Here is a 26,764-nt window from a genome sequence, read left to right as displayed (position 1 = left end):
GCCGGCCGCTCACGGGGCATCCCCGCCCGCATGGTCCGCAGCCCCCGGTTCGACCAGACCGCCGCGATGCTCGCCCAGGGCTACGCCTGGCTGCCCGACCGGCGCCGCGCGGCCGGCCGGGCCACCGTGCGCACCCGGCTGATGCTGGTCCGCCCGACGCTGGGGGTGTCCGGGCCGGCGGGGGCCCGGTTCGTCTACGACGAGGACCACGTGCGGCGCAGCGGCGCCCTCCCCGAGCCGGTGGTCAGCACGCTGTTCGGCCACGGCGCGGTGCACACCCTGGACGGCGAGCCGCACCGGGTGCGCAAGGCGATGTTCGTGCAGCTGCTGGAGGGTGACGGCGTCGGCGCCCTGGTCGGCAGGGCCGCAGCGGCCTGGGACGACGCCGCCCGGCGCTGGGCCGGTGAGGACCGCATCGTGCTGATGGACGAGGCGGCCCGGCTGCTCACCCGGGCGGTGTGCGACTGGGCCGCGGTGCCGGTGACCGACGATGAGGTGCCGGCGCTGGCCCGCGACCTGACCACCCTGGTCGACGGCTTCGCCACCGGCGCCCCCCGGCACTGGCGGGCGCGCCGGGTGCGGCAGCGCCGCGAGGCCTGGCTGGCGGGGATCGTCGAGGAGGTCCGGTCCGGTGCCCGGACGGCGCCGGCGGGCTCGGTCCTCCACGTCGTCGCCACCCACCGCGACGCCGAGGGCGAGCTGCTCGAGCCGCGGGTGGCCGCGGTCGAGGTGCTCAACGTCGTCCGGCCGACGGTGGCGGTGAGCTGGTTCGTCGGCTTCGCCGCGCACGCCCTGCACCAGTGGCCGGAGCACCGCGACCGGCTGCGCACCGGCGACGACGCCTTCGCCACCGCCTTCGCCCACGAGGTGCGCCGGTACTACCCGTTCGCCCCGTTCATCGGCGGGCGGGCACCGCGGGAGGTCACCTGGGACGGCGAGACCGTGCCGGCCGGCGCCATGGTGCTGCTGGACCTGTTCGGCCAGGACCACGACCCGGAGCTGTTCCCCGAGCCCTACGCGTTCCGCCCCGCGCGCTTCCTCGACGACACCGGTACCGCGGTCCGCCGCAGCGGGCCGTGGGAGCTGGTCCCGCAGGGCGCCGGCGACCCGCTCAGCGGCCACCGCTGCCCCGGCGAGGACGTCACCGTGCGGCTGCTGGCCACCCTCGCCGTCCGGCTGGCCCGGCTGGGCTGCACGGTCCCCGAGCAGGACCTCACCATCTCGCTGCGGCGGATCCCGGCTCGTCCCGCGAGCGGCGTCGTGCTCGCCGACGTCCGCCCTGGTGGGGCGCCGTGAGAGCCGGTGCGGGCAGTGGATGCGGGACGCCGTGGTCGCGTACCTTCCCCCCATGAGCGTCCGCACACGGAACGACGTCCGTGTGACCGGTCGGCCGGGCGCCCGGCCGATGGTGTTCGCGCACGGCTACGGCTGCGACCAGAACATGTGGCGGTTCATCACGCCGGACTTCGAGGTGGACCACCAGGTCGTCACCTTCGACCACGTCGGCTTCGGGCACTCGGACCTGTCGGCCTACGACCCGGTGCGCTACGGCTCGCTGCGCGGGTACGCCGACGACGTCGTCGAGGTGATGCGCGACCTCGAGCTCACCGACGCGGTCTTCGTGGGGCACTCGGTCAGCTCGATGATCGGCGTGCTGGCCCACGCCCGCGCCCCGGAGGTGTTCGGCGCGATGGTGATGGTCGGGCCCAGCGCCCGGTACGTCGACGACGGCGACTACGTCGGCGGCTTCTCCCGCGAGCAGATCCGCGATCTGCTGGACAACCTGGACGCCAACCACCTGGGCTGGTCCACCGCGATGGCCCCGGTGATCATGGGCAACCCGGACCGGCCGGACCTGGCCGCGGAGCTGACCAACAGCTTCTGCCGCACCGACCCCGACGTCGCCCGGCAGTTCGCCCGGGTCTCCTTCCTCTCCGACAACCGGGCGGACCTGCCCGGCGTCGACGTGCCGACCCTCGTGCTGCAGTGCTCCGAGGACGTCATCGCCCCGGAGACCGCCGGCCGGTACGTGCACGAGCACATCCGCGGGTCGACGTTCACCCAGCTGTCCGCGACCGGGCACTGCCCGCACCTCAGTGCCCCCGAGGAGACCACCGCCGCCATCCGGGCCTGGTCGTGACCTCCGCCCGGTTCACGCCGGGGGACCGCCGGCAGGACGAGACCACGCGGGGGGAGCTCGAGCAGCTGCTCGAGGACGACCCGGCCGACCTGTACGAGAACGCGCCGTGCGGCTACCTGTCGACGCTGACCGACGGGACCATCGTCAAGGTCAACCGGACGCTGTGCGCCTGGACCGGCTGGTCCGCCGAGGAGATGCTCCGGACCCGGCTGCGCGACCTGCTCAGCGTCGGCGGCCAGGTCTTCCACGACACCCACCTCACCCCGCTGCTGCGGATGCAGGGCGCGGTGCGCGAGGTGGCCCTGGACGTCGTCCGGGCGGACGGCTCGCTGCTGCCGTGCCTGGTGAACGCCGTCGAGGTGCGCGCGCCGGACGGCACCCCGCTGATGGTCCGGGCCACCCTGTTCGAGGCGACCGCCCGCCGCCGCTACGAGCGGGAGATCCTCTCGGCCCGCCGGGCGGCCGAGGCGTCCGAGGCGCGCTCGCGGACGCTGCAGCAGTTCACCGCCGAGCTCGCCGCGGCGGTCACCGTCGCCGACGCGGCCGCCGTCGTGGTGCACCGCGGGCGGCGCGCCGGGCAGGCCTCGGCGGCGGCGCTGTGGCTGGTCGAGGCCGCGCCGCACGACGCCGACGGGGAGCCGCGGGCCGTCCTCACCGCGGCCGAGGGGATGCCCGCCGACGTGCTCCGCGCCCTGGACGTGACCTCCCCGGGGCGCCTGCAGGAGGTGCTGGGGGCCGGGGTGCGCACCGTGCCGGTCGGTGAGGCGCTCGCCACGTCCTGGCCCGGGCTGGCGCGCGCCGCCCGGGCCGCCGGGTACAGCGACCTGGTCGTCCTGCCGGTCACCGCGGACGACGACCACCTCGGCGCGCTGGTGCTCGCCCTGGACGGTGCGGGCGACGGCGAGCTGATCTCGCTGGCCGAGCCGGGGCTGCACCACGCGCTCAGCGAGGCCGACGCCGACCTGCTGGCAACGCTGGGCCGGCAGGCCGGGCAGGCGCTGGAGCGGGCCCGGCTGCACGAGGAGACCGCGCGCCAGGGGCAGCGGTCGGCGTTCCTGCTGGACGCCGCGCGGCTGCTGGCCGGGGCCACCGGCGTCACCGAGACCGTCGAGCAGCTGGCCGCGATGGTCGTGCCCCGGCTGGCCGACATGTGCGTGCTCGACCTGGTCGTCGAGCACGGGATGGAGCGCGTCGTCGCCCGGCACGGCGACCCGGAGCGGCAGCCGCTGGTCGACGAGCTGCGCGCCTGGGCGCCGCCGTTCCGCGAGCTGCCCGCGCCGGCCCGCGCCGCCCTGACGGCCGGGCGCACCCGCTGGTTCCCCGTGGTCGCCGACGAGTGGCTGGCCGAGGTGGTGCGCGACCCGGCCGAGCTGGCCGCGGTCCAGGGGCTGGAGCTGGCCAGCGTGATCAGCGTGCCGCTGGTGGCCGAGGGCCGGGCGCTGGGCGTGATGACGCTGTCGGCCGACCGCCGCCGCGCGCCGTTCACCTCGGCCGACGTCGAGCTCGCCGAGCAGCTGGCGCTGCAGGTGTCGCTGATGATGGCCAAGGCGCAGCGGTTCGAGCTGGAGGCCCGCACCTCGCACACGCTGCAGGCCACCCTGCTGCCGCCACCGCCGCCCCACGTGCCGGGGATGTCGGTGGCCGTCCGCTACCTCGCCGCCACCTACGGCGTGGAGATCGGCGGCGACTTCTACGACGTGGCGCCGCTGCCCGGTGGCCGGGTGGCCATCGCGGTCGGCGACGTCGTCGGCCACGACATCACCGCCGCCGCCACGATGGGGCAGCTGCGCAGCGTCTACCGGGCGCTGCTGGTCGAGGCGCCCGCCCCGGCCGCGGTGATCGACCGGCTGCAGGCCAGCTGGCCGCTGCTCGGGCTGCAGCGGATGGCGACCGCGCTGTTCGCCACCCTGGAGCTGGCCACCGGGCGGCTGGACGTCGCCTCGGCCGGGCACCCGCCACCGCTGCTCATCGCCGACGGCAGGGCGGAGTTCCTGCCGGTGGTGCCCAGCCGGATGCTGGGTGCGCCGCCGGCCGCGGCCGTCGAGTGGTCGGGCACCGTCCCGCCCGGCGCCACCCTGGTGCTGTTCACCGACGGCCTGGTCGAGAGCCGGACCAGCGACATCGACGCCGGCCTCGACCGGCTGCGGACGTCGGCGCAGCGGCGGGCGACGACCGACCCCGACGAGCTCTGCGACCGGCTGCTCGCCGACCTCGCCGGCACCCACCGCGCCGACGACATCGCCCTGCTCGCCCTCACCCGCGACGCCTGACCCGCCACACCCTCCGGCGCTTTCGCGCGTCTTCCCACGCGTGCTCTCGCGCGTCTCCGGTCCTGGGCGCGGAGCCGGCTGTCGCACCGGCTGTCCCTGGTCGGGCACCCGCAGATGCTGCTGGGCTACCCGGCCGGCGACAGCCAGCCCACCGGACGCCGGCCGGTGGACGAGGTGCTCACCGGCTACTGAGCCGGGTCGGTGAGGCGGTGCAGCTCCGCCGGCAGCTCACCGGGGTACAGCACGGCCAGCCGCTGGGTCGGCCGGGTGAGCGCGACGTAGAGGTCGCTGTGCCCGCGGATGCCCTCGTCGAGCACGCCCTGCGGGTCGACCAGCAGCACCGAGTCGAACTCCAGCCCCTTGGCGTCGGCCGGCACCAGCACCACCGGGCCGGCCGAGGAGTCCGCGGCCGGACCGGAGGACACCGCCGGGAAGGACGCGGACAGGCAGTCGACGACGTCGGCCACCCGGCTGGGCGGCGCGATCACCGCCACCGTCCCGCCGGCCGCGACCAGCTCGGCGGTGACCGCGGCGACCCGGGGGAGCAGGTCGGCGGCGGGTACCTGCTCGGCGGTCGGCGGCACCCCGGTGCTGCGCACCGAGCGCGGCGGCGCGGTCTGCGCGTCGCTCGCCGCCAGCACGTCGGCGGCCACCGCCATGATCTCGGCAGGCGTCCGGTAGTTCACGGTCAGCTGGGCGAGCCGCCACTGCTCGCCGGCGTGCGGCCGGAGCACCGCGCCCCAGTCCGTCGCCCCGGCCAGGCTGCCGGTCTGCGCCAGGTCACCGACCACGGTCATCGACCGGGTGGGGCACTTGCGGGCGAGCAGCCGCCACGCCATCGCCGACAGCTCCTGCGCCTCGTCCACGACCACGTGCCCGAACACCCAGGTCCGGTCGGTGGCGGCCCGCTCGGCCGCGGTCCGGTAGTCGACGTCGGCGTCCCGCTCGGCCAGCTGCTCGGCGTCCAGCAGGTCGCCGGCGGTGAGCTCCTCGCCCTCCTCGTCGTCGTCCAGGTCGGTCGAGCGCGAGCCGTGCAGCAGGTCCAGCGTGTCCTGCGCCTCCTCCCGCGCCGCGCGGCGGCGGCGGGCCTCGCGGGCCCGCTCGGCGCTGTCGTCGTACCCGAGCAGCTCGTCGGCCTCCTCGAGCAGCGGCACGTCGGCCGGCGTCCAGGCGCTGCCCGCCGGGCGGGCGAGCAGCGCGCGGTCCTCGTCCTCCCAGCCCTTGGTCGCACGCCGGACCCGCGCCGGGTCGGCGTACAGGTCGGCGAGCAACCGCTCGGCGGTGAGCACCGGCCACATCTCGTCGACCAGCTGCCGGACGGCGGCCTCCTGCCCGATCTCCGACCGCAGCGCCTCCAGGTCCCGGCTGTCCAGCAGGCCGGACCCGCCCCGGACGTCGGCACCGATCCGGTCCGCGTAACGCTGCGCCACCAGGTCGACGACGGCCCGGGCGAAGGCGCCGCGGCCCAGGTTGTGCTGCCGGGACGCGCGGCGGCCCACGGTGCGGCAGCGGGTCAGGTCGACCGGGCGCAGCGGGATCCGGACGCCGTCGATCACCAGCTCGCGCACCCCGCGGGGCACGGTCTCCCGGTCCCGGACGGCGGCCTTGAGCACGTCGACCAAGCTCAGCCGGCCCTTCAGCTCGGCGACCTGCGGCGACTCGGTGCCGCGGGCGTCCAGCCCGGGGCGCAGCTGGCCGAGCCCGGCGAGCAGCACGCCGGTCTCGCCGAGCGCGGGCAGCACGTCGGCGATGTAGCGGAGGAACGTGGGGGTCGGGCCGACGACGAGCAGTCCGCTGCGGGCCAGCCGCTCGCGGTGGGTGTACAGCAGGTAGGCGGCGCGGTGCAGCGCGACGGCGGTCTTGCCGGTGCCCGGACCGCCCTGCACCACGAGCACGCCGCGGGCGTCGCTGCGGATGATCGCGTCCTGCTCGGCCTGGATGGTCGCGACGATGTCGGTCATCCGCCCGGTGCGCTCGGCGGTCAGCGCCGCCATCAGCGCGGCCTCACCGGTGAGCGGCGGCCCGTCGGTGGCCTCGACGTCGATGGTGAGCACCTCGTCGTTGACCGCGGTGACCGCCCGCCCGCGGGTGCGGATGTGCCGGCGGCGGACCACGCCCTCGGGCCGGAACGGCGTCGCGGTGTAGAACGGCCGGGAGGCCGGCGCGCGCCAGTCCACCAGCGCCGGGTCGCCGGACGGGTCGTCGGCGGCCAGCCCCACCCGCCCGATGTACAGCGGCTGCCGCTCGGTGCCCTCGAGCGCCTCGCGGTCCAGCCGGCCGATGACCAGCCCGTGGTCGGCGGCGTCCAGGGTGGTGATCCGCTGGCCCTGGAACCGGGCGGCCGCCTCCCGCTCGCCGAGGGACTGCGGGTTGATGATCGGCGCCGCCAGCGCCTGCCGGAACCGGGTCACCGCCAGCTCGCGGGCGGCGTCCAGCCGGCGGTAGAGGTCGGTCACGGCGGTCTGCTCCGCGGCCAGCGCAGGGTCCGGGGCGGCGTCAGGGGGCGAGCTGGACAACAGGCGCTGCTCCTCGGGAGGTGTGCGTACGGCGGTGCTCCGCGGCGACTGGCAACCGTACGTGCACCTGGCTGCTTCCCGGGCGAACTGGACTCCCGGGTGGACTGGTCCGCGCCGGTGCCGTCCCCGGCAGGATGCCGGCATGGCCACCGCGCACGCCGGGCACACCCACCGCCTCGACCTCGCCGACGCCACCGTGCGCGAGTGGGACGCCACCGTCATCGGTGTCGACCCGGAGCAGGGGATCGTGCTGGACCGGTCGGCGTTCTACCCCGGCGGCGGCGGGCAGCCCCCGGACCACGGCGTCCTGCTGTGGGGCGGCGTCCGCACCCGGATCGTCGGCACCCGCTCCGGTGACGAGCAGTACCTGGTGCCGGTCGAGGGCGACCCGGTGCCACCGGCCGGGACGGCGGTGCGTGGCGCGCTGGACGACGACCGGCGTACCGCGCTGATGCGCACCCACTCCGGGCTGCACGTGCTCACCGGCGTCGTCTTCCGCGACTTCGGCGCGCTGGTGACCGGCGGGAACATGGAGCCGCTGACCGCCCGGATGGACTTCGACCTACCCGAGGTGCCGGCCGACTTCAAGGACCGGGTGGCCGAGGCGGTCAACACCGAGCTGGCCGCCGACCGCCCGATCCAGGTGCGGGTGCTGCCGCGCGCCGAGGCGATGGCGATCCCCGACGTCATCCGGACGGCCACCGACCTGCTGCCTCCGGACCTGGCGGAGGTGCGGATCGTGGACATCGTCGGGCTGGACACCCAGGCCGACGGCGGCACCCACGTCGCGTCGACGGCGATGGTCGGCCGCGTCGAGGTGGTCAAGATGGAGAACAAGGGCCGCGGCTTCCGACGCCTCCGCGTCCGTATCGTCTGACCCCCGACCCGCCGCCCCGCCCACTCCGCCTGGGGAGCGCTGCGTAGAGGGACGGGTCAGCGGCCGGGGGTGAGGTGCGCGGTGACGACGTCGCCGACGTCGAGCTGCTCGGCCCGGCGGACGGCGTCCTTGAGCGGCAGCAGGTAGGCGCCGTCCTTTGGCCACAGCGATGTCGTCCACGCGGTGCCGCCGATCCGCGCCCGGACCGGCAGCATCCCCCAGCCGTAGCTCAGCGCCGGGGCGACCTCGGCCAGCCGGGCGCTCTCCTCGGGCGGCACGGTCACGAAGTGGAACGGCGCCGGGCCGCGCCAGTGCCAGACGTCGCCGGTGAACTCCAGCTGGAGCCCGAGGTCGCCGGCCCGGTCGGTCGGCACGGTCAGCCCACCGGGAGCCGGCCGACCCGGGGCCGCCAGCCCGCGGGCGGGTCCTCGCCGACCAGCCCGTCGACCGCCTCGCGGAGCAGGTCGGCGTGCCCGGTGTGCCGGCCGTACTCCTCGACCAGGTCGCACAGCAGCCGGCGCAGCCCGGCGTGCCGGCCGTCCGGCCAGGCCATCTCGACGAGCTGGTCCATGCCGCCGGTGGCCAGCACCGCGTCCAGCCGCGCGTGCGACCGGGCCACGGCGTCGTCCCACAGCGCGTAGAGCTGCTCGGGGGAGTCCTCGGCGGCCGAGGTCCACGCCCAGTCGTCCCCGCCGGCCCAGCTGGACTCCCACGGTTCGCCGAGCGGAGCGCCGCTCAGCCGCCGGGTGAACACCTCGTCCTCTACCAGGGCGAGGTGCTTGAGCAGCCCGCCGAGGGTCAGCGACGAGGCGCCGACGCGGGTGCGCAGCCCGTCCGCGTCGAGGTCGGCGGCCTTCCAGCGGAAGGTGGTGCGCAGCCGGTCCAGGGCGCCGAGCAGGTGCTCGCGCTCGCTGCCGGCCAGCGGCGGTTCCCAGGGGACGTCGTCGGTCATGGCGGCACCGTAGGGCCCGGTGCCGACGATCTACAGGCGTGCGGTCGTCGCCTCGTCGCGGGCGCCGCCGAAGAAGCGGTCGAGCACCGCGGCGAACACCGGCTCCTCCGGCGCCACCGCGGCGAACAGCGTCATCGACGAGCGCAGCTTCTGGGCGTCGGTCCCGCCCAGCACGGCGACCGGGTCGTCGCCGTCCAGCGCGGTCAGCGCGGCGGCGCACTCCCGCAGCCGCGGCCCCAGCACGGGGTGGTCCAGGTAGGCGCGCGCCTCGTCGGCGCCGCCGATCGCGTAGCGCTGGGCCATCGCGCTGCGGCCGAGGCCGGCGACCTGCGGGAAGACGAACCACATCCAGTGGCTGCGCTTGTGCCCGGCGCGCAGCTCCGCCAGCGCCTGCGCGTAGGTGCCGCCGTCGTCCTGGGCGTCGACGAACCGGGCGAGGTCGGGGTGTTCGGTCACCCGGCCAGCGTGCCCCGCGGCGGGCGGCTGCGCACCGCGGCAGCACGTCGTCCGGAGGCGTACTCCGCCGGGAGTACCACGGCCGCGGGCGGCGGCAGAGCCACACCCGCAGCACGACGCGACGGGCCCCCGCCGGCCGCGAAGGTCGTGCCATGCACACGACCACCGCCCCGCTCCCGCCCGCCGACCGGCCCCGCCCGGCCGGTTCCCGGCTCACCCGCGCGCTGTACAGCCGGCCCCGCCGCGCCCTGCTGGCCGTCCTGCTCTTCGTGCTCGTCGCCGGTGTCCTCGGCGGCCCGGTCGCCGGGGCGCTCGACGCCGACGGCGGCTTCGCCCCCGCCGACTCCGACTCCGCACTCGCCGTGCAGCGCCTCGAGGACGCCTCCGGCCGGACGCCGTCCGCGGGCGTCGTCGCGGTCGTCGACACCCCCGACGGCGAGGCGGGCGCGGCCGACGTCGTCAGCACGCTCGCCGGGTTGGACGGCGTCGCGGAGGCGCTGCCGGCCGGCACCGCCCGGGACGGCAGCTCCGCGCTGGTCGTCGCCGTCCTCGACGCCGACGCCGACGCCGACGCCGTCGCCGCGGCCGCCGTCGCGGCGTTCGAGGACGACGAGCGGGTGGCCCTCGGCGGGCCGGCCGTCACCGGCCTGCAGATCGGCGAGCGGGTGGGGGAGGACCTCGGCCGCGCCGAGCTGCTGGCCTTCCCGGTGCTCGTGCTGCTGTCGCTGCTGTTCTTCGGTGGCCGGGCCGCCGTGCTCCCGCTGGTGGTCGGGGTGACCACGGTGCTCGGCACGTTCCTCGCGATGGCCGGGATCAACGAGGTCTACGGCCTGAGCGTCTTCGCCCTCAACCTGGTCATCGGCCTCGGTCTCGGGCTGGCCATCGACTACACGCTGTTCCTGCTGAGCCGCTACCGCGAGGAGCTCGACCAGCAGGGACCGACCCTCGGCGCGGTCCTCACCACCATGCGCACCGCCGGCCGGACCGTCGCCTTCTCCGCCGCCACCGTCGCGGTCGCCCTCGCCACCCTCACCGTCTTCCCCATGGGCTTCCTGAAGTCGATGGGCATCGCGGGTGCCGTCGTCGCCGTCGTCGCGGCCCTCGCCGCGCTGGTCGTCTCGCCCGCGGTCTTCGCCCTCTGGGGCCCGCGGCTGGCGCGCCGCCGGCGGCGGGGCACCGCCTCGGCCGGCCGCTGGTACCGCCTCTCGCACGCCGTGATGGCCCGGCCCGGCGCGGTCGCCGCGGTCACCGCGGTCGTCATGCTCGTCCTCGCCGCACCGGCCCTGCGGGCCGAGTGGACGCCGGTGGACAGCAGCGTCGTGCCGACCGACCTGAGCTCCCGCACGGTCGCCGACACCCTCGCGGCCGACTACGCCGGCGCCGGCACCACGCCGGTCCTGGCCGCCGTCCGGGCCGACGACGCCGCCGCGGCCGGCTCCTTCGCCGACGCGGCCTCGCGGCTGCCCGGCGTCCGCACCCCGGCCGACGCGGTCGAGGTCGGACCGGGGACCTGGCAGGTCGACCTGACCGTCGACGGCGGTCCCGAGGGCGACGTCGCCCAGCAGGTCGTCGCCGAGGTCCGCGCCCTGGCCGCCGACCGGGACGCCGACGTCCTGGTGGGCGGTGCGGCCGCCGAGTTCGTCGACCAGCAGGCCGCCATCGGCGACGCCCTGCCGCTGGCCGCGGGGCTGCTCGTGCTGCTCACCGTGCTGGTGCTGTGGCTGATGACCGGTTCGGTCGTGCTCCCGGTCAAGGCGGTCGTGATGAACACCCTCACCGCGGGGGTGGCCCTGGGCGCGCTCACCTTCGTCTACCAGGACGGCCGGCTCACCGGCCTGCTCGGCTACACGCCCAACGGCGGGGTCGAGCCGACCAACTTCCTGGTCGCCGCGGCGGTGGTCTTCGCGCTGTCCACCGACTACGGCGTCTTCCTGCTCGGCCGGATCAAGGAGGCGAGGGAGGCGGGGCTCACCGAGCGCGAGGCGGTCGCGACCGGCCTGGGCCGCACCGGCAGCGTCGTCACCGCCGCTGCGATCCTGCTGGCCGTGGCGATCGGCGCCTTCAGCACCAGCTCGATCTCGTTCATCCAGCAGATCGGCATCGCGACCGCGGTCGGCGTGCTGGTCGACGCGTTCGTCGTCCGGTCGTTCCTGGTGCCCGCGCTGATGGGCCTGCTCGGCAAGTGGAACTGGTGGGCGCCGATGCCGCTGCGCAGGCTGCACGACCGCATCGGGCTCTCCGAGGGCGAGCCGGCCGGCACCGCTTCGGAGTCGCCGCGGGTGCTGGCGAGTACTCCCTGAGGACGACGACCGCCGGTCCCGCCGCCGCTACCGTCGTGGCGTGACCCGCCTCCCGTCGCTGCCGCCACGCGTCCTGGACGTCGTGGCGGCAGCCGCGTGCGTGGCGTCGATGTGCGTGGAGCTCGCCCGCAGCACCAAGTCGGACCCGAGCGTGGCCGCCGTCGTCGCCATCGTCGTCGCCAGCCTGCCGGTGCTGCTGCGCCGCGACCGGCCGGTGCTGGCCATGACCGCCGCGATGACCACCCTGCTCGCGGTCATCAGCACCGCCGACATCTACCAGACCATCCCGATCCCGGCGGTTCTCTGCGCCTACACGCTCGCCGACCGGCTCGGCCGGCGCGCGGCGCTGTGGACCGGGGCGGCGACGGCACCGGTGGTGGTGGCCTTCCTGCAGACCTACAGCCCGCACTCGCTCCTGGACTGGAACACCGCCCGCAACCTCGGCGTGGTGGCGCTGCCCCTGGCGCTGGGCGTCGCGGCCCACGAGCGGCGCGGCTACACCGCGGCCCTCGTCGACCGCGCGGAGACCGCCGAGCGCAACCGCGAGGAGGAGGCGCTGCGCCGGGTGGGCGAGGAGCGCCTGCGGATCGCCCGCGACGTCCACGACGTCGTCGCGCACGCCATGGTGGCGATCAACGTGCAGGCCGGGGTGGGCGCGCACCTCCTCGACCGGGACCCCGACCAGGCCCGCGCGACGCTGCGCGACATCAAGCGGGTCAGCGGCGAGGCGCTGGGCGACCTGCGCTCGATGCTCGGCCTGCTCCGGGACGACGAGCACGACAGCCCGGTCCGGCCGGTCCAGGGCCTGGCCGAGATCGACGACCTGCGGGAGGCGCTGGGGTCGGCCGGGATCGCGCTCGACGTGCGGGTCGACCCCGAGGCGACGCACGTCCCGGCGTCGGTGGGGGCCACCGGCTACCGGATCGTCCAGGAGGCGCTGACCAACGTGATGCGGCACGCCGGACCCACGACGGCGCGGGTGCACGTCAGCCGGACGGCCGACGTCGTCCGCATCGAGGTCGAGGACGACGGCGGCGCGGCCCCGGCGGCGCTGGACGGCACCGGGTCGGGCAACGGGCTGCGCGGCATGCGGGAGCGGGCGACCGCGGCCGGCGGCTCGCTGGAGGCGGGCCCGCGCCCCGGGGGCGGCTGGCGGGTCGCGGCGGCCCTGCCCGTCTCCCTGCCCGTGCGCGCCCCGGAGCCCCTGCCGGTGGCAGCGTCGTGAGCGCCGCCATCCGGGTGCTGCTCGTCGACGACCAGACGCTGGTGCGCGCCGGCTTCCGGGCGCTGCTGGACTCCGAGCCGGACATCGAGGTCGTCGGCGAGGCGGTCGACGGCGGGCAGGCGGTGACGCTGGCCGTGGCGACGCGGCCGGACGTCGTCCTGATGGACGTCCGGATGCCGCGGGTCGACGGCCTGGAGGCCACCGCCCGGATCACCGGCGACGCCCGGCTCCGGGGCACCCGGGTCGTGGTGCTGACGACCTTCGAGCTGGACGAGTACGTCTTCGGCGCCCTGCGGGCCGGGGCGTCGGGGTTCCTGCTCAAGGACATCGAGCCGGTGGCGCTGATCGAGGCGGTGCGGCTGGTCCACGACGGCCAGGCGCTGCTGGCGCCGCAGGTGACCCGGCGGCTGATCGAGGCCTACGTCGCCGCCGGGGTGCCGCAGCCGGTGGCCGCGCCGGCGCCCGACCCGGGCCGGCTCGCCGACCTGACCCCGCGCGAGCGGGAGGTGCTCGGCCTGGTGGGGCGGGGGCTGTCCAACCACGAGATCGCCGAGCACCTGGTGCTCTCGCCGCTCACGGCCAAGACGCACGTGTCCCGGCTGTTCCTCAAGCTCGGCGCGCGCGACCGCGCGCAGCTCGTGGTCACCGCCTACGAGACAGGGGTGGCCGGCGGCGCGACGCCGGACGAGCCCGCGCCGGGCCGCCGGTCTTGAGCGCCGTCGTCCGGCCGTACCGCCCGGCCGACCGGGCGGCGGTCTACGAGATCTGCGTGCGCACCGGGGACGCCGGTGGCGACGCGACCGGGCACTTCTCGACCGACGACCTGCTGCCCGACCTGTTCGCCGGCCCCTACGTCGACCTCCAGCCGGAGCTCGCGTTCGTGCTGGACGACGGCGGGCAGGTGGTCGGCTACGTGATCGGCACCGCCGACACCGCCGCCTTCGCCGGGCTGCTGCGCGCGGAGTGGCTGCCCCGGCTGGCCGGCCGGTACCCGCGGCCGCCGGACCCGCCGCGCGGGCGGGAGGACGAGCTGGTCGGGCTGCTGTACCGGCCGGAGCGGCTGCTGGTGCCCGAGCTCGCGGCCCACCCCGCGCACCTGCACGTCGACCTGCTGCCCAGCCACCAGGGCGCCGGGCACGGCCGGGCGTTGATCGACACCTTCCGCGCCGCGGCGGCCGCGGCCGGGGCGCCGGCGCTGCACGTCGGCGTCTCGCCGGACAACCGCCGGGCGCTCGGCTTCTACGCCCGGCTGGGCTTCACCCCGATCCCGGTCGCGGGCCGGGCCGTCCACCTCGGCCTGCCGACGTCCTGATTGCTGGGCGTTGATGATCCACTTATCCGGTTGCGGGAAAGTCATCATCTTCAGATGGGCCGTCGACGAGCAGATCAACGACTTCGCCTGGAATCTTGAAGCCAGCGGCTTTCACGTCGACGTACACAGGCTGCAGCATCGGTGTGACACCTGCCTGGACGATACCGGCCTCCTGCAGGTCTTTGGTGATCCGATTTACCGGCCGGGTGTACCCGCGCAGCATCCTCTCGTCGTTGTACCGGGCAATCTCATAAATGGCCGCACGCTCAACAAAGCCGAAATTCTCAGCGGCGTGGCGGATGACGTCACCATGCTTCCATCCTTCCGAGTCAAGGCGGCGTAGCAGCTCCTCCACGCCTTCCATGCTCCACTGGGCCGCCCCTGTCGACCGGCTACTAACTCGCTCTGCGTCGTCGAGGCTCTCGTCTCGAACTCGTACGTTCAGTGCGTCCGCATGCAGTAGTAGATCGCTGGGACGAAAAGCAAATAGTCTATGTCCGGCCGACAGTGCTCTGAACTCGTCGAAAAGCTCGACTCTTGGCCCGAGAAATTCGCCTCGGTGACGTCGCCACCAGTCTTCCTTCTCGTCTCCCGTTACGATTACGAGGTCTAGTCCCCGACGGCATGCCTCAGTCGTAGCCTGCTTCCACACCAGATAATCGCCAGCGGCGCCTTCGGGGTTGTCGCTGGTGTCAACCTTCTGCGCGTCCATGTAGCCAGGCGGTTCGGATGCCTCGATGCGTCGGTGCGCTTCCGCCACGGCTGCATCAAAGTCTGCCTGCGCCATAGGTTGTCCGCACTTGCCATCAAGGATGATTTCCAAGCGAGCCAGAACTCGGTCGCTACCGGTGCTCGTATTACCCCCTGCACCTGGTTCGCGGTCCTTCACGCGGCCTGCAAGCTTGTCGTGGAGGCCGTTCACCTCACTTCTTAGGCCGTCCAGTTCTCCCGGATCCAGAGCTATCTGCTTTGCCCATCCTTCTAGGGTGCTGACTGTCGCCCGGCGCTGCTTCTCCAGAGCATCAATGGCCTGCTGCACTGTCGTGCTAGGACTGCCTAGCGCATTGAGTCGTCTCCTCCAGAACTCGTGTAGAGCCTGATGCGGGACATGTAGTCTGTCGCCGAGCTTCTCGAGCACCTGAAAGAGGTCGTCTCGCGTTGTGGCGTTGTAGCGGTAGACATTAAGTAGGACGTTGGCGTCTAAGGCCACCAGGCTCGTCCGCAACGACTCGCCGAGTTCCGCGGCGGAGGAGCTCCGATAGCTTTCAAAGTCTCGGTAGATGCTCACTGTCTCCCCGAAGTAGACGATCCACCAAAGGCCGAAAGCGACGCGGCCATGAGCGAATGCATGCTGTCTGTGCTTGAACCGTGACTCAGACGGTCTGAGGGATGCGGAGGTGGGCGACCGCCAGGTCGAGCTCGGCGACCTCGGTGATCCGCCCGCCCAGCTGACGGGCGTAGTCGGCCTGCAGCGCGTCGGCCTGCTGGCCGGCGGCCAGCATCGCCTCGCGGTCGACGTAGGTGACCGCGGCGACGGCCCGGCCGGCGAGCCGGTCGACCATCAGGCTGACGCTGGAGAAGCCGACCAGCTCCTCGATCCGCGGCAGCAGCGTCATCCGGAAGGTCGCGATGTCCTCGTCCATCGTCGCCGGGTCGCGCAGGGCGCTCCAGGTCACCCGGGCCGAGGACCGCTCGCCGGACGGCCGCGCCCGGTGCATGACTGCGACCTCCCACTGACCCACCACCGGCACCGCGCCCAGCAGCTTGCCCAGCCGGGCGCGGTGGGCCCGCATGCCGTCGGCGCTGGCGAGCATGGTCTGCTCGGTCTCCCAGCCGGTGGTGACGATGCAGCGGCCCGAGCCGCGGCCCACCAGCATCGACAGGCCGGTGCAGCCCTCCAGGTCCGACGTCGATGGCAGCCACTCGTCGCGGACGAAGGCGACTGCCTGGTCCACGGCTGCCGGCCGGCCGCGCAGGGTGGCGGTTCTCGCGTACATCCGCGTTCCTCTCGAGGGGCGACGCCCCGGCAGCATCGCCGTAGGGCGACTCTGCGCCCACGGGTCCGTCCGTGGTCGGCTGCCGGTGGACAGCGGGTCCTGCCGGTCGGCGCGTCTGCGCACTGCGGGGTCGGACGGTGACGCAGCGGCAGGACCGCCGCGGGGGCGGTCCTGCCTGCCGCGTTCAGCCGAGCAGCACGTCGCGCACGACCTCGTGCAGCCGGGTGTTCGGGTAGTACCCGGTGAGCTCCTCGCTGCCCGGGCCCTCAGCGGTCACCGGCGTCGGCGCGCCGGTGTGCCCGGTCGTCGTCCAGTCCAGCGCGAAGTCGTAGCTGCCGCCGGTGCCGGCCACCAGGAACGGCCCGTCCTCGCCGGACTCCGTCGTCCCGGCGATCGCGGCGTCCTGCGGCAGCGTCCCGCCGGGGCCGCTCTCGTCCTCGGGGTCGACGTCCTCGATGGTCAGGCCGCCGCACTCGTGGTCACCGGTGACGACCAGCAGGGTGTCCGGGTGCTCGGCGACGAAGGCACGGGCGACCTCGACGGCGGCGTCCAGCGACCGCATCGACTCCAGCATCCGGCCGCCGTTGTTGTTGTGGCTCATCTCGTCGACCGCCTCCTCCTCGACGAGCAGGAAGAAGCCGTCCTCGTCCTGGGACAGGATCTCCAGCGCCCGGGTGGTCATGTCGGCCAGCGGGACGACGGGGTCGAACGAGTCGCCCTGGCCCTCGGGCCGCTGCTGGAACATCTCCTCGTTGGCGAAGAGGCCGAGCAGCTGGTCGCCCTCGGCGGCGGCGAACTCCTCGGGGGTGCTCACGTACTCGTAGCCCAGCTGCTGGGCGCGGGCGACCAGGTCGCCCTGGGTGCTCCGGGAGACCTCCGGGTCCTCGGGGTCGCCGGTGCGCGGCGGGTAGGTGCCCTCGTCGCCGGCGGGCAGCCACCAGTCCTCCCCGCCGCCGAGGACCACCTGGGGCTTCGTGACCTCGAGGTACTGGCGCGCGATGTCGTCCTGGGCGCTGCGGTCCACCGAGTTGCTGAAGAACGCGGCCGGGCTGGCGTCGGTGACCTGCGCCGTCGTCACCAGGCCGGTGGCCAGCCCGGCCGCCTGCGCCTCCCCGCCGATCACCGGCAGCGGGTTGCCGTCGACGTCGACGCTGATCGCGCCGTTGTAGGTCTTGACCCCGGTCGCCCACGCGCTGGCGCTGGCCGCCGAGTCGGTGACGGTGTCCTCGGGGTCGCGGGCGTCCGTGGTCTGCAGACCGGCGACGGGCAGCGAGTCCATCGCCAGCTGCCCGTCGAAGCCCTCCTGGTCGAGGCGGGCGGCCTCGCGGTGCGCGGCGGCCATGCCGTCGCCGTTGACGAAGATGACGCTGCGCGGGTGGTCGCCGTGGTCCTCCGGCTCGCCGCCGGCGGAGGCGGCGGAGGGGCCCAGGACGACGACCCCGCCGACGAGCGTGGCGGTCAGGGCGATCGGCAGGGTGCGGCGGCGGGTGCTGGACGGGTGCATCGGACTCTCCCTCGGTGCGGGCACCGTTGCCCGCGGTCGGCGGATCGAGCTGGGAGCAGCCTGCGAGCCCGCTGTGCCGACACGCCAGACCCGTCGATGACTTCCCGACGGTCCGCCGGTCCCTGCTGCATGACGATGACGACGCCGCTCGACCTCGGTCCTGCCGTCGCGACGACGAACCGCGTGGTCGCCGGCGTGCGGGACGACCAGCTGACCGGCCCGACGCCGTGCGCGGACACCACCGTGGCCGCGCTGCTGGACCACGTGCACGGTCTGGCGCTCGGCTTGCGGCAGGCCGCGCTCAAGCAGCCCACCGGGGAGCCCGTGGCCGCGGCCGAGACGCTGCCGACCGACTGGCGCACCCGGATCCCGCCGGAACTGGACGACCTGGCGGCCGCGTGGCGCGACCCGGCGGCGTGGGCGGGGGAGTCCGAGGCGGGTGGGGTGCCGCTGCCGGCGTCCTGGGCCGGCCGGGTCGCGCTGAACGAGGTGCTGGTGCACGGCTGGGACCTGGCCGTCGCGACCGGGCAGCTGTACGAGCCCGACCCGGCCGCGGTCCAGGCGTGCCTGGACTACGCGTACGAGTTCGCCGCCGCGGCGCCCGAGGGCCGGGACACCATCTACGGCCCGGTGGTGCCGGTGCCCGACGACGCCCCGGTCTTCGACCGGCTGCTCGGCCTGACCGGCCGCGACCCCTCCTGGACGCCCCCCAACTGACCCGGCGCGCGCTTTCGCGCGCCTTTCCACGCGCGCTTTCGCGCGCCTTTCCACGCGCGCTTTCGCGCGCCTTCCCACGCGTGGTTTCGCGCGTCTTCCCACGCGCGTGGTTTCGCGCGTCTTTGCGCGCGCGGAAAGACGCGCGAAAGCGTGAGGGGGAGGGGGTCAGGCGGGGAGGGCGGTGGCGGGGGAGTGCTGCCACTCGTCGGTGGCGCGGCCGAGGGCGACGGCGGCGGGCAGCCGGAGGGTGGTGACCAGCCAGAGCAGCAGGTCGTGCAGCCGCAATCGGGTCAGCGGGTGCCCGAGCAGCCGGCCCACCTCGTCCTCGAGGGCGCCGAACGCGGCGGCGTTCGCGCGCAGCTCCCGGTGCACGACGGCGGCGACCCCGCTGTCGCCCTCCCGCAGGTGCGGCAGGGCAGGCAACCAGGTGGTGCGGGTGACCAGCGGCACCAGCTCGGGACGGCGGTGGTGCAGCGCGGCCACGACGTAGCGGTCCTGCGGCCCGGGCGGCTCGCCGAGCCCCCGCAGCGCCGCGCCCAGCGTGCCGGGCTCGCCGAGCACCGACAGCTCGTCGTCCGGCAGCTCCCAGAACGGCCGGCCGGCGGCGTGCGCGACGGCGGCGTCCGCGGCCGGCTGCACGTCGTCCAAGGCCCGCCGGACCGCCGCCCAGCCGTCCGGGTCGAGCCGGCCGTGCAGCCCCTCCGCGACCAGCACGTCGTCGTCGCCCAGCGGGCCGGCCGGCACCGGACGGCGGTCGAAGCGCTCGAAGCCGAAGGCCGGCACCTGCACCCAGCGCCCCTCGCGCTCGATCGGCGAGCGGTAGCGCAACGGCCGTCGCCCCCGGGCGTACCCGAGGACGGCGGCCAGGGCGGTGTCCCACGGCAGCGGGTCGGGGCCCGCGGTGGGGAGCTCGAACGCCGGCCGGCCGGGCATCGGGACGGTCAGCCGGCGGGGCTGACGTCGTCCAGGTCGAAGCTGGCCATGCTGGCGCCCCCGGTGGCGAAGGTGGCGACGTCGACACCCGCGGCGCGGCCGGCCTCCGACCCCATCCCGGCCGCCATCGCCTCGGCGGACTCGAAGTCGAGCTCGGCGATCAGGTACGGGCCGGGCGCGGTCGGGTCCATCGAGCGGGGGTGGCCGATGGTGAACCGGACCAGCCCGGGGATCGCCTGGGCGAGCCCGACGTGCACGTCCCGGTAGTGCCGGTCGAACTCGGCCGGGTCGGTCGGCTGGCCGTACTGGACGACGAGTCTGTGCACCACTGCGTTCTCCTCCTCGGTGGCCGGGCTGCGCTGCCCGGACGCGTTGGTCAGCAAAGCAGACCGCCGCGGGTCAGCGGTGACCGATGCCGCCGGGCCCGTGGGCGGCCGGGACCTCCTCGCCGGCGGCGACCGGGCCGGGCGGGGTGCCGTCGCCGAACGGGCTGCCGCCGAGCTCCTCGCGGTGGTGCGGGGTCAGCCAGTTCGAGGTGTCCGGCCCGAGCGGGACGATCTGCGTCGGGTTGATGTCGGCGTGCACCACGTAGTAGTGCTCCTTGATCTGCGGGAAGTCGGTGGTGTCGCCGAACCCCGGGGTCTGGAACAGGTCGCGGGCGTAGGCCCACAGCACCGGCAGCTCGCTGAGCTTCTGCCGGTTGGCCTTGAAGTGGCCGTGGTAGACCGCGTCGAACCGGGCCAGCGTGGTGAACAGCCGCACGTCGGCCTCGGTGATCGTGTCGCCCATCAGGAACCGGCGGGTGGCCAGCCGCTCCTCCAGCCAGTCGATCGCCGTCCAGAGCCGGTCGTAGGCCTTGTCGTAGGCGCGCTGGGAGCCGGCGAAGCCGCACCGGTAGACGCCGTTGTTGACCTCGGTGAAGACCCGCTCGATGACCTCGTCCATCTCCGCCCGCAGCTGCTCGGGGTAGAGGTCGGGGGCGCCGTCGCGGTGGAACTCCCGCCACTCGCTGGAGAAGTCCAGCGTCATCTGCTTGAAGTCGTTGGTGACGACCGCCTTGGTGGGGACGTCGACCATCGCGGGCACCGTGATGCCGCGCGGGTACTGCGGGTCGCGGGCGAAGAACGCCTCCTGCAGCCGCTCGTAGCCCAGCACCGGGTCGCGGCCGCCGGGGTCGAGGTCGAACGTCCAGCTGCGCTCGTCGTGGGTGGGGCCGCAGATGCCCATCGAGATGACCTGCTCGAGCCCGAGCAGCCGCCGGACGATGGTCGCGCGGTTCGCCCACGGGCACGCGCGGGCGACGACGAGGCGGTACCGGCCGGGCTCGACCGGCCAGCCGCTGGAGCCGTCGGCGGTGATCCGGTCGGTGATGTAGTTCTGGTCGCGCTGGTACTCCTGGCCGGGCGCGACGTAGCCGCTGCCGCTCTGTTCGCTGCTCACCGCCCCAGAGTCCTCGGTCGGGGGCCGCAGCGCGACGTGACGCCCGCCCGGCCGGCCGCTCCGGCGCCCTCGTCCACCCGTCGGACGCCGGGACACGTGCTGCCGGGCGCAACCGCGGGGAGGGGCTGCGGTCGCCTAGCCTGGGGGCATGGCCGCTGCTCCGTTCCGCCCGCCCTGGTTCGGCAACGTCGGGGTGCAGGTGCTCGCCGGGGTCGCGGTCGTCTACAACCTGTACCAGCTGGTGACCAAGGTCATCGACGCGCAGTGGGGCGAGGCGTTCCTCAGCTTCGCCTGGACGGTGCTGTTCGGCTACGTGCTGCTGGAGTCGCTGCGCGCGCGCCGGGCCCAGCAGGCCGCCGCCGTCGACGAGGGACAGGCCGGCCCGCCGGACTGAGCGAGCCCGCGCCGACGACACCGGCCCCGTCCCCGCACAGCTGCGGGGACGGGGCCGGCGTGCGTGTCCGGTCAGACGGCGGTGATACGGCCCAGGCCGGCGACCGGGTACTGCTCGGCGGTGACGACGCCGCCGAGGTCCGTGGTCAGGTAGGTCTGGAACGCCTGCTGGTAGGTGACCGGCAGGACGGTGAAGTCCACCCCGGCGAAGGGGTAGCCGTCGCTGCCGCGGAGCAGGAAGTCGATCGTGGCGACCGAGATCGTGCTCAGCGCACCGGTGGGCTGGCCGGCCTGCACCAGCACCGTGCCGTCGTCCAGCACCAGGTCGACGACGCGCGACCCGGCGGGCAGGTCCGGGTCGTAGCTGACCCGGTAGCCGGCCGCCTGGGCGAACGAGCCGGCCGGCTGCAGGACGCCGTCGGTGACGGTGCCCGCGAGGCCGTGCTCGACGCCGGCGATGAACGTCTCGACCGGCATGGCCGGGGCGACGGCGACGAAGTTCGCGAACGGCAGCACCGTGTAGGTGTCCAGCGCGGTGATCGGCCCGGCCGGGATCACGCTGGCGTTCCGGATGCCGCCACCGTTCTGCAGGGCCACGACCGGCGCGGTCACGCCGGCGGCCGCGGCCTCGCGCTGCCCGGCGGCGAGCAGGGCGTCGGTGGCCAAGTCGCCGAGGTTGGTCTCGATGCTCCGGACGTCGTTGCGGATGCCGTTGAGCGCGACCTCGGAGGTGGCGATGACCTGCTGGGCCAGCGAGGAGACGTACTCCTGCACCGGCGCGACGACGTCCCGGGCGACCGCCTCGTCGACGGGCAGCGCGCCCGGTCCGGAGGCGATGACCGGCAGCGGCCGGGAGGCCGCGTCGTCGACCGCCAGGACCTCGCCGGCGGCGTCGAAGGTGACCACGAGGCGCCCGACGTAGCTGTACAGGGCGTTGGTGGTGACGACCGGGACGATCTCGCCGTCGGCGTCGGTCGGGGTCAGCGGGTAGGGGCCGTAGGGCGTCACGCCGTTGGGCACCAGCGGGTCGCCCGGGCTGGCCAGCAGCTCGTGGCCGCCGCCGCCGACGATGACGTCGACGCCGCGCAGCTGGGCGGCGAGCGCGAGCTCGTTGTCGATGTCCTGCAGGTGGGAGACGAGCACGACCTTGTCCACGCCGGCCGCGGCGTAGGCGGCGGCCTGGGCGTTGGCGATCTCCGCCAGCGCCGGGTCGACGGTGACGCCGCGTGAGCTGGTCAGCAGCGGCAGGTCCGGGGTGGTCAGCCCGATGATGCCGATCCGCTCGCCCTTCACCTTCTCCACGTGCGTGCGGACGATCGTGCCGTCCTCGACCTGGGCCAGCAGGGCGGGCTCGGCGTCGAAGCCGAGGTTGCCCGCCACGAAGGTGGTGCCGTCGCCGACGTCGTCGAGCCAGCGGTCCAGGAAGTCCGGCGTCTGGTCGAAGTCGTGGTTGCCGAGGATCGACACGTCGAAGCCGGCCGCGGCGAAGGCGGTGGCGTCGTAGACCGGCTGGTCCGGGTCCTCGCCGCTGGCGGCGAGCTGCGCGCCCGGGAGGAAGTTGTCGCCGGCGGAGATGGTGAGCACGCCGCGCTTGCCGGCCTGCCCGGCAGCGGGCTTGCCGGTGCCGGCGGCCTGCTGCTCCTGCTGGATCAGCTCGACGAACCGGTCGACCCCGCCGTACAGGGTGGCGGGCGTGGTGACGGTGCCGTCGGGGGCGGTGACGCCGTCGTTCCCGGCGACCGGCAGCAGCGCGGACTCCAGGTCGTTCGCGTGCAGGATCGTCAGGGTGAAGTCGGCTTTCGTGGCCGGCGGCGCGGCGAGGGCGGGGCCGGTCAGCGCGCCGCCGGCGAGGGTGGCCGTCGCAGCGGTGAGGACGACGGCGCTGCGGCGCAGGGACGAGAAGGGCATGACGCTCCGAGGTCGGACGGGCACGGAGCTGGCGACTATGCCATCCGCTCCGGACCGGCATGTGAACGGAGAATGAGTTCCTTGCGCAGGCTCAGTTCAACGCGCGGAGTCACGCAAGGATCACTTACCGTCAGTTTGGTGTTCACGACCCGCTCGTAGCGTCGGACCGTCCTCGACCGAGCAAGCCCTGTGGAAGGACCCTTCGTGCTCCTGCCTCCCGGCAGTCCCCGCACCACCGCGCGACGCGCCGCCGTCGGCGTCGTCGGCGCCTCCCTGGCCGTCGTCGGCCTCCCGGCGGTCGCCGCTGCCGCGCCGCCGGCCACGCCGTACCTGTCCGAGTTCCACTACGACAACGCCGGTACGGACGCCGGTGAGTTCGTCGAGGTGCACCTGCCGCCGGGCACGACGTCGGCCGGCCTGTCCGTCGTCCTCTACAACGGGGGCAACGGCGCCGTCTACGACACCGACGCGCTGCCGGTGGTGACCGCGCCGGCCGACGCGCCCGCGGTGGCCGTCGTCGAGTACCCGGCCAACGGCATCCAGAACGGTGGACCCGACGCCATCGCCCTGGTCGACGCGGCCGGCGCCGTGCTGGAGTTCCTCTCCTACGAGGGCACGATGACCGCCACGGGCGGTCCGGCCGCCGGCACCACCAGCACCGACGTCGGCGTGAGCGAGGCCGGCACCGAGCCGGCGGGGCAGTCGCTGTCCCGCCGGTACGACGCCGCCACCGACGCGCTCGTCTGGTCCGGCCCGGCCGCGGCCACCCCCGGAGCGGTGAACCCGGCAGCCGCCGGCCCGGTGGAGCCGCCGCCGGCCTCCGGCGAGGTCTGCGACGCCGTGGAGACGCACCAGGTCGGCGGGGTCCAGGGCACCGGCGCGACCACCCCGCTGGAGGGCACGACGGTCACCGTGCGGGGCGTCGTCGTCGGCGACGTCCCGGGCCTGTCCGGCTTCTACCTGCAGGACGCCGACGGTGACGGCGACGCCACCACCTCCGACGGGGTCTTCGTCTTCTCCGCCGTCGAGGTGGGCCTGGGCGACACCGTGGCGGTGACCGGCACGGCCCAGGAGTACTTCGGGCAGACCCAGGTCCGCGGCCAGGCGAACGTCGGCATCTGCGCCGACGGCACCGTCGCGGACCTGCCGGCGGCGACCGCGCTGGACCTGCCGGCCGACGACGCCGCGCGGGAGCGCGTCGAGGGGATGCTGGTCGCGCCGGCCGACACCCTGACCGTGAGCGAGGTCTTCGACCTCACCACCTACGGCGAGCTGACCCTGTCCGAGGGCGGGCTGCTGGTGCAGCCGACCGAGCTGGCTCGTCCCGGCGCCGAGGCCGACGCGATCGCGGCGGCGAACGCGCTGCGCAGCATCGTGCTCGACGACGCGGTCAGCACCCAGGTCACCGTCGCCACCGCCCCCTACCTGTCGCCGACCACCCCGGTGCGGGTCGGCGACGAGCTGACCTTCACCGAGCCGCTGGTGCTCGGGTACGGGTTCGACGCCTGGCGCCTGCAGCCGGCCGACGGCACCGCCGACGGCGTCTTCGCTGCGCAGGACACCCGGCCGGCCACGCCCGGCGAGGTCGGCGGTGACGTGCAGCTGGGTGCGTTCAACGTGCTCAACTACTTCCTCACCCTCGGCGGGGCGGGCCGCGGCGCCACCACCCAGGCCGAGCTCGAGGAGCAGGCCGGCAAGATCGTGCCGGCGATCAACGCGCTCGACGCCGACGTGGTGACGCTGATGGAGATCGAGGACTCCGACTCCACCGGCCTGACGCCCGGTGACGCCGACACGGCCCTGGCCGACCTGGTGGACCGGTTGAACGCCGACGCGGGCACCGAGAAGTGGGCCTTCGTGGCGTTCCCCGCGGAGCTCTACGGGGTCCAGCGGGACGTGATCCGCAACGCGATCATCTACCAGCCCGCCGCCGTCACCCCCGTCGGTGCGTCGGTCGGGCTGGTCGACGAGACCGTGTGGTCCAACGCCCGCGAGCCGATCGCCCAGACGTTCACCGCCCAGGGCGACGCGTTCACCGTGGTGGCCAACCACTTCAAGTCCAAGGGCGGCAGCGGCACCGGTGACAACGCCGACACCGGGCAGGGCTCCTTCAACGGCGACCGGGTGCGGCAGGCGGCCTCGCTGGCGACCTTCACCCAGCAGCTGCGGACCAGCACGGGCGACCCGGACGTGGTGCTGATGGGCGACTTCAACGCCTACAGCCAGGAGGACCCGATCGAGGCGCTGCGCACCGCCGGCTTCACCGACCTGGGGGAGCAGTTCGACCCCGGCCGGTACAGCTACGTGTTCGACGCGCTCTCCGGCTCGCTGGACCACGCGCTGGCGACCGCCGAGCTCACCGCCAAGGTCACCGAGGTCGTGCACTGGAACATCAACTCGGTGGAGTCCTTCGCCTACCAGTACAGCGGCGACCCGACGTTGTACGCGGCGGACCCGTACCGCTCCAGCGACCACGACCCGCTGCTGCTCGGCATCGACCTGCGGGGCCCGGTGGTCGAGCCGGAGCCGCAGCTCTGCCAGGGCCTGGTGCCCACGATCGTCGGCACCCCGGGTGACGACGTGATCCACGGCGGCAACGGCGTCGACGTGGTCATGGGGCTGGGTGGCGACGACACCCTCACCGGCGGCAACGGGGACGACGTCCTCTGCGGCGGTGACGGGAACGACGTGATCCGCGGCGGCAACGGCGACGACGTGCTGCTGGGCGGCGCGGGGGACGACACGCTGTACGGCGACAACGGCAGCGACACGCTGACCGGCGGCTCCGGCACCGACGTCCTGGACCAGGGCCGGGGCACCGGCCGCGAGGAGCAGGACGGCGCCGACTACTGAGCTGACCCCCGGCACGACGACGGCGGCGCCCCGCACCCCGGGGCGTCGCCGTCCGTCGTCCGGGCTCAGGCCCGTTCGGCGTCCGGTGCCGGGGTGCTCGGGGCCTCGTCGGGCTGGTCCTTGAGGAACAGGTACCAGTAGGACGTCGACACGAAGACCACCGCGCCGACCAGGTTGCCCACGCCGGCGAACAGCCAGTTGAGCAGCACGTCGCCCCAGCCGAGGTCCGGGACCCCGGCGAAGACCGCCGCCGGCAGGAAGAACATGTTGGCCACCACGTGGTCGAAGCCCATCGCCACGAACGCCATGATCGGGAAGAAGATCGCCAGGATCTTGCCGGAGACGGTCTTGGACGCCAGGGACATCCACACCGCCAGGCAGACCAGCCAGTTGCAGCCCACGCCGCGCAGGAACGTCTGCCACGGCGACTCACCCAGTGCCTTGCCCTCGGCGATGGCGGCCAGCCGCTCGTAGGTGAGCCCGGGGCTGCCGTCGGCTCCGGCGTCGCCGATCACCCCCGTCTGGACGGCGAGGAAGTACGCCACCACCACTGCCCCGACCAGGTTGCCGAGCAGCACCAGGGTCAGGTTCCGGGCGACGTCGCCGACGCTGATCCGCCCGCGCATCGCGCTGAGCGGGACCAGCATCATGTTGCCGGTCGCCAGGTCCGACCCGGCGATCAGCACGAGCACCAGGCCGAGGGTGAACGCCGCGCCCATGAACAGGGTCGGCAGCGTGCCCCAGGTCGCCGGGTCGAGGCCGGAGGAGACGGTGATCGCCACCAGCGCCCCGAACGCGATGTAGGCGCCGGCGAGGAAGGCGCTCACCAGCACCCGGTCCCAGCTGCGGTGGGTCTTCTTGGTGCCGGTCGCGACGGCGGCCTGCGCCATCTCCTGCGGTTCGCGGTCGGACATCGACGCCTCCGGGTGAGTGCCCGCGGCGGCCGGTGCTGAGCCGCCGGGGACAGCGTT

Annotated in this window: 23 protein-coding genes; 11 read left to right on the top strand and 12 right to left on the bottom strand. The window is 74.5% G+C overall.

Annotation, left to right across the window (positions count from 1 at the left end; all coding sequences use genetic code 11):
- Nucleotides 1–30: 30 nt before the first annotated feature.
- From HL054_RS20830 to HL054_RS20820, 3 genes are read left to right on the top strand one after another with little or no spacing between them, the layout of a single operon-like run.
- On the top strand, nt 31–1,296 hold the full coding sequence (locus HL054_RS20830; RefSeq protein WP_369141024.1) for a cytochrome P450: 1,266 nt from the start codon (nt 31–33) through the stop codon (nt 1,294–1,296).
- Nucleotides 1,297–1,348: 52 nt separating this feature from the next.
- Complete coding sequence (locus tag HL054_RS20825; protein ID WP_369141023.1) at nt 1,349–2,140, top strand: alpha/beta fold hydrolase; 792 nt, start codon at nt 1,349–1,351, stop codon at nt 2,138–2,140.
- Nucleotides 2,137–4,410, top strand: coding sequence for a SpoIIE family protein phosphatase (locus tag HL054_RS20820; protein WP_369141021.1), 2,274 nt, complete (start codon nt 2,137–2,139; stop codon nt 4,408–4,410). Before HL054_RS20825 ends, HL054_RS20820 begins: the two co-directional genes overlap by 4 nt.
- Nucleotides 4,411–4,595: 185 nt before the next feature.
- Here the strand turns inward: HL054_RS20820 and HL054_RS20815 are convergent, their stop codons facing one another.
- Nucleotides 4,596–6,926, bottom strand: a complete 2,331-nt coding sequence (locus HL054_RS20815) for a HelD family protein (protein WP_369141020.1) — start codon at nt 6,924–6,926, stop codon at nt 4,596–4,598.
- A 142-nt stretch (nt 6,927–7,068) separates the two neighbouring features.
- On the opposite strand from HL054_RS20815, the gene HL054_RS20810 reads away from it, so the two are divergent.
- Nucleotides 7,069–7,803, top strand: a complete 735-nt coding sequence (locus HL054_RS20810; RefSeq protein ID WP_369141019.1) for an alanyl-tRNA editing protein — start codon at nt 7,069–7,071, stop codon at nt 7,801–7,803.
- Nucleotides 7,804–7,859: 56 nt separating this feature from the next.
- Here HL054_RS20810 and HL054_RS20805 read toward each other — a convergent pair whose 3' ends face one another.
- From HL054_RS20805 to HL054_RS20795, 3 genes are read right to left on the bottom strand one after another with little or no spacing between them, the layout of a single operon-like run.
- The gene (locus HL054_RS20805) at nt 7,860–8,177 is read right to left on the bottom strand and encodes a DUF1905 domain-containing protein (protein ID WP_369141018.1); all 318 of its coding nucleotides are present in this window, start codon (nt 8,175–8,177) and stop codon (nt 7,860–7,862) included.
- Between the two features lie 2 nt (nt 8,178–8,179).
- Nucleotides 8,180–8,755, bottom strand: a complete 576-nt coding sequence (locus tag HL054_RS20800) for a mycothiol transferase (RefSeq protein ID WP_369141017.1) — start codon at nt 8,753–8,755, stop codon at nt 8,180–8,182.
- A gap of 30 nt (nt 8,756–8,785) precedes the next feature.
- On the bottom strand, nt 8,786–9,211 hold the full coding sequence (locus HL054_RS20795) for a DUF1810 domain-containing protein (protein ID WP_369141016.1): 426 nt from the start codon (nt 9,209–9,211) through the stop codon (nt 8,786–8,788).
- A gap of 152 nt (nt 9,212–9,363) precedes the next feature.
- On the opposite strand from HL054_RS20795, the gene HL054_RS20790 reads away from it, so the two are divergent.
- The 4 genes from HL054_RS20790 to HL054_RS20775 are packed head-to-tail and all read left to right on the top strand — an operon-like array spanning nt 9,364 to nt 14,048.
- On the top strand, nt 9,364–11,511 hold the full coding sequence (locus HL054_RS20790; protein ID WP_369141015.1) for an MMPL family transporter: 2,148 nt from the start codon (nt 9,364–9,366) through the stop codon (nt 11,509–11,511).
- A gap of 40 nt (nt 11,512–11,551) precedes the next feature.
- The gene (locus HL054_RS20785; RefSeq protein ID WP_369141014.1) at nt 11,552–12,736 is read left to right on the top strand and encodes a sensor histidine kinase; all 1,185 of its coding nucleotides are present in this window, start codon (nt 11,552–11,554) and stop codon (nt 12,734–12,736) included.
- Complete coding sequence (locus HL054_RS20780) at nt 12,733–13,449, top strand: response regulator (protein ID WP_369141013.1); 717 nt, start codon at nt 12,733–12,735, stop codon at nt 13,447–13,449. The genes HL054_RS20785 and HL054_RS20780 overlap by 4 nt, the downstream gene beginning before the upstream one ends.
- Nucleotides 13,446–14,048, top strand: a complete 603-nt coding sequence (locus tag HL054_RS20775; RefSeq protein ID WP_369141012.1) for a GNAT family N-acetyltransferase — start codon at nt 13,446–13,448, stop codon at nt 14,046–14,048. Before HL054_RS20780 ends, HL054_RS20775 begins: the two co-directional genes overlap by 4 nt.
- Before the next feature lie 22 nt (nt 14,049–14,070).
- Here the strand turns inward: HL054_RS20775 and HL054_RS20770 are convergent, their stop codons facing one another.
- The 3 genes from HL054_RS20770 to HL054_RS20760 all read right to left on the bottom strand — a co-directional run bounded on the left by HL054_RS20770 (nt 14,071) and on the right by HL054_RS20760 (nt 17,549).
- Complete coding sequence (locus tag HL054_RS20770) at nt 14,071–15,336, bottom strand: PIN-like domain-containing protein (protein WP_369141010.1); 1,266 nt, start codon at nt 15,334–15,336, stop codon at nt 14,071–14,073.
- An 85-nt stretch (nt 15,337–15,421) separates the two neighbouring features.
- The gene (locus tag HL054_RS20765) at nt 15,422–16,045 is read right to left on the bottom strand and encodes a hypothetical protein (protein ID WP_369141009.1); all 624 of its coding nucleotides are present in this window, start codon (nt 16,043–16,045) and stop codon (nt 15,422–15,424) included.
- A gap of 184 nt (nt 16,046–16,229) precedes the next feature.
- Complete coding sequence (locus tag HL054_RS20760) at nt 16,230–17,549, bottom strand: alkaline phosphatase (protein WP_369141008.1); 1,320 nt, start codon at nt 17,547–17,549, stop codon at nt 16,230–16,232.
- Nucleotides 17,550–17,678: 129 nt separating this feature from the next.
- Here HL054_RS20760 and HL054_RS20755 point away from each other — a divergent pair, with 129 nt between their 5' ends.
- Complete coding sequence (locus tag HL054_RS20755) at nt 17,679–18,266, top strand: TIGR03086 family metal-binding protein (protein ID WP_369141007.1); 588 nt, start codon at nt 17,679–17,681, stop codon at nt 18,264–18,266.
- A gap of 165 nt (nt 18,267–18,431) precedes the next feature.
- On the opposite strand, the gene HL054_RS20750 is transcribed toward HL054_RS20755, so the two are convergent.
- The 3 genes from HL054_RS20750 to HL054_RS20740 form a co-directional block, all read right to left on the bottom strand.
- Nucleotides 18,432–19,199: a hypothetical protein gene (locus tag HL054_RS20750; RefSeq protein ID WP_369141006.1), complete on the bottom strand. Its 768-nt coding sequence runs from the start codon at nt 19,197–19,199 to the stop codon at nt 18,432–18,434.
- Nucleotides 19,200–19,207: 8 nt separating this feature from the next.
- Nucleotides 19,208–19,528, bottom strand: coding sequence for an EthD family reductase (locus tag HL054_RS20745; RefSeq protein WP_369141005.1), 321 nt, complete (start codon nt 19,526–19,528; stop codon nt 19,208–19,210).
- 70 nt (nt 19,529–19,598) lie between these two features.
- Entirely contained in the window at nt 19,599–20,639 is a 1,041-nt protein-coding gene (locus HL054_RS20740) for a glutathione S-transferase family protein (protein WP_369141004.1), read from the bottom strand.
- A gap of 148 nt (nt 20,640–20,787) precedes the next feature.
- On the opposite strand from HL054_RS20740, the gene HL054_RS20735 reads away from it, so the two are divergent.
- Entirely contained in the window at nt 20,788–21,033 is a 246-nt protein-coding gene (locus tag HL054_RS20735) for a hypothetical protein (protein WP_369141003.1), read from the top strand.
- Between the two features lie 71 nt (nt 21,034–21,104).
- Here HL054_RS20735 and HL054_RS20730 read toward each other — a convergent pair whose 3' ends face one another.
- On the bottom strand, nt 21,105–22,940 hold the full coding sequence (locus tag HL054_RS20730) for a bifunctional metallophosphatase/5'-nucleotidase (protein WP_369141001.1): 1,836 nt from the start codon (nt 22,938–22,940) through the stop codon (nt 21,105–21,107).
- Nucleotides 22,941–23,144: 204 nt separating this feature from the next.
- Here HL054_RS20730 and HL054_RS20725 point away from each other — a divergent pair, with 204 nt between their 5' ends.
- A complete protein-coding gene (locus HL054_RS20725) occupies nt 23,145–25,793 on the top strand; it encodes an ExeM/NucH family extracellular endonuclease (protein ID WP_369141000.1) in 2,649 nt (882 codons plus the stop codon).
- Between the two features lie 65 nt (nt 25,794–25,858).
- Here HL054_RS20725 and HL054_RS20720 read toward each other — a convergent pair whose 3' ends face one another.
- Nucleotides 25,859–26,707, bottom strand: coding sequence for a formate/nitrite transporter family protein (locus HL054_RS20720; RefSeq protein WP_369140999.1), 849 nt, complete (start codon nt 26,705–26,707; stop codon nt 25,859–25,861).
- Nucleotides 26,708–26,764 lie beyond the last annotated feature (57 nt).

The organism is Modestobacter versicolor (assembly GCF_041028285.1).
Taxonomy (GTDB): domain Bacteria; phylum Actinomycetota; class Actinomycetes; order Mycobacteriales; family Geodermatophilaceae; genus Modestobacter; species Modestobacter versicolor_A.
The sequence above is the reverse complement of the archived record's forward strand: the minus strand, read 5'-3'. Positions and strand labels throughout refer to the sequence as shown.

Coding starts and splice junctions, on each gene's coding strand:
- HL054_RS20830 (WP_369141024.1), top strand. CDS start 31: ATGGTCCGCAGCCCCCGGTTCGACCAGACCGCCGCGATGCTCGCCCAG.
- HL054_RS20825 (WP_369141023.1), top strand. CDS start 1,349: ATGAGCGTCCGCACACGGAACGACGTCCGTGTGACCGGTCGGCCGGGC.
- HL054_RS20810 (WP_369141019.1), top strand. CDS start 7,069: ATGGCCACCGCGCACGCCGGGCACACCCACCGCCTCGACCTCGCCGAC.
- HL054_RS20800 (WP_369141017.1), bottom strand. CDS start 8,755: ATGACCGACGACGTCCCCTGGGAACCGCCGCTGGCCGGCAGCGAGCGC.
- HL054_RS20790 (WP_369141015.1), top strand. CDS start 9,364: ATGCACACGACCACCGCCCCGCTCCCGCCCGCCGACCGGCCCCGCCCG.
- HL054_RS20765 (WP_369141009.1), bottom strand. CDS start 16,045: ATGTACGCGAGAACCGCCACCCTGCGCGGCCGGCCGGCAGCCGTGGAC.
- HL054_RS20760 (WP_369141008.1), bottom strand. CDS start 17,549: ATGCACCCGTCCAGCACCCGCCGCCGCACCCTGCCGATCGCCCTGACC.
- HL054_RS20755 (WP_369141007.1), top strand. CDS start 17,679: ATGACGATGACGACGCCGCTCGACCTCGGTCCTGCCGTCGCGACGACG.
- HL054_RS20750 (WP_369141006.1), bottom strand. CDS start 19,199: ATGCCCGGCCGGCCGGCGTTCGAGCTCCCCACCGCGGGCCCCGACCCG.
- HL054_RS20735 (WP_369141003.1), top strand. CDS start 20,788: ATGGCCGCTGCTCCGTTCCGCCCGCCCTGGTTCGGCAACGTCGGGGTG.
- HL054_RS20730 (WP_369141001.1), bottom strand. CDS start 22,940: ATGCCCTTCTCGTCCCTGCGCCGCAGCGCCGTCGTCCTCACCGCTGCG.
- HL054_RS20720 (WP_369140999.1), bottom strand. CDS start 26,707: ATGTCCGACCGCGAACCGCAGGAGATGGCGCAGGCCGCCGTCGCGACC.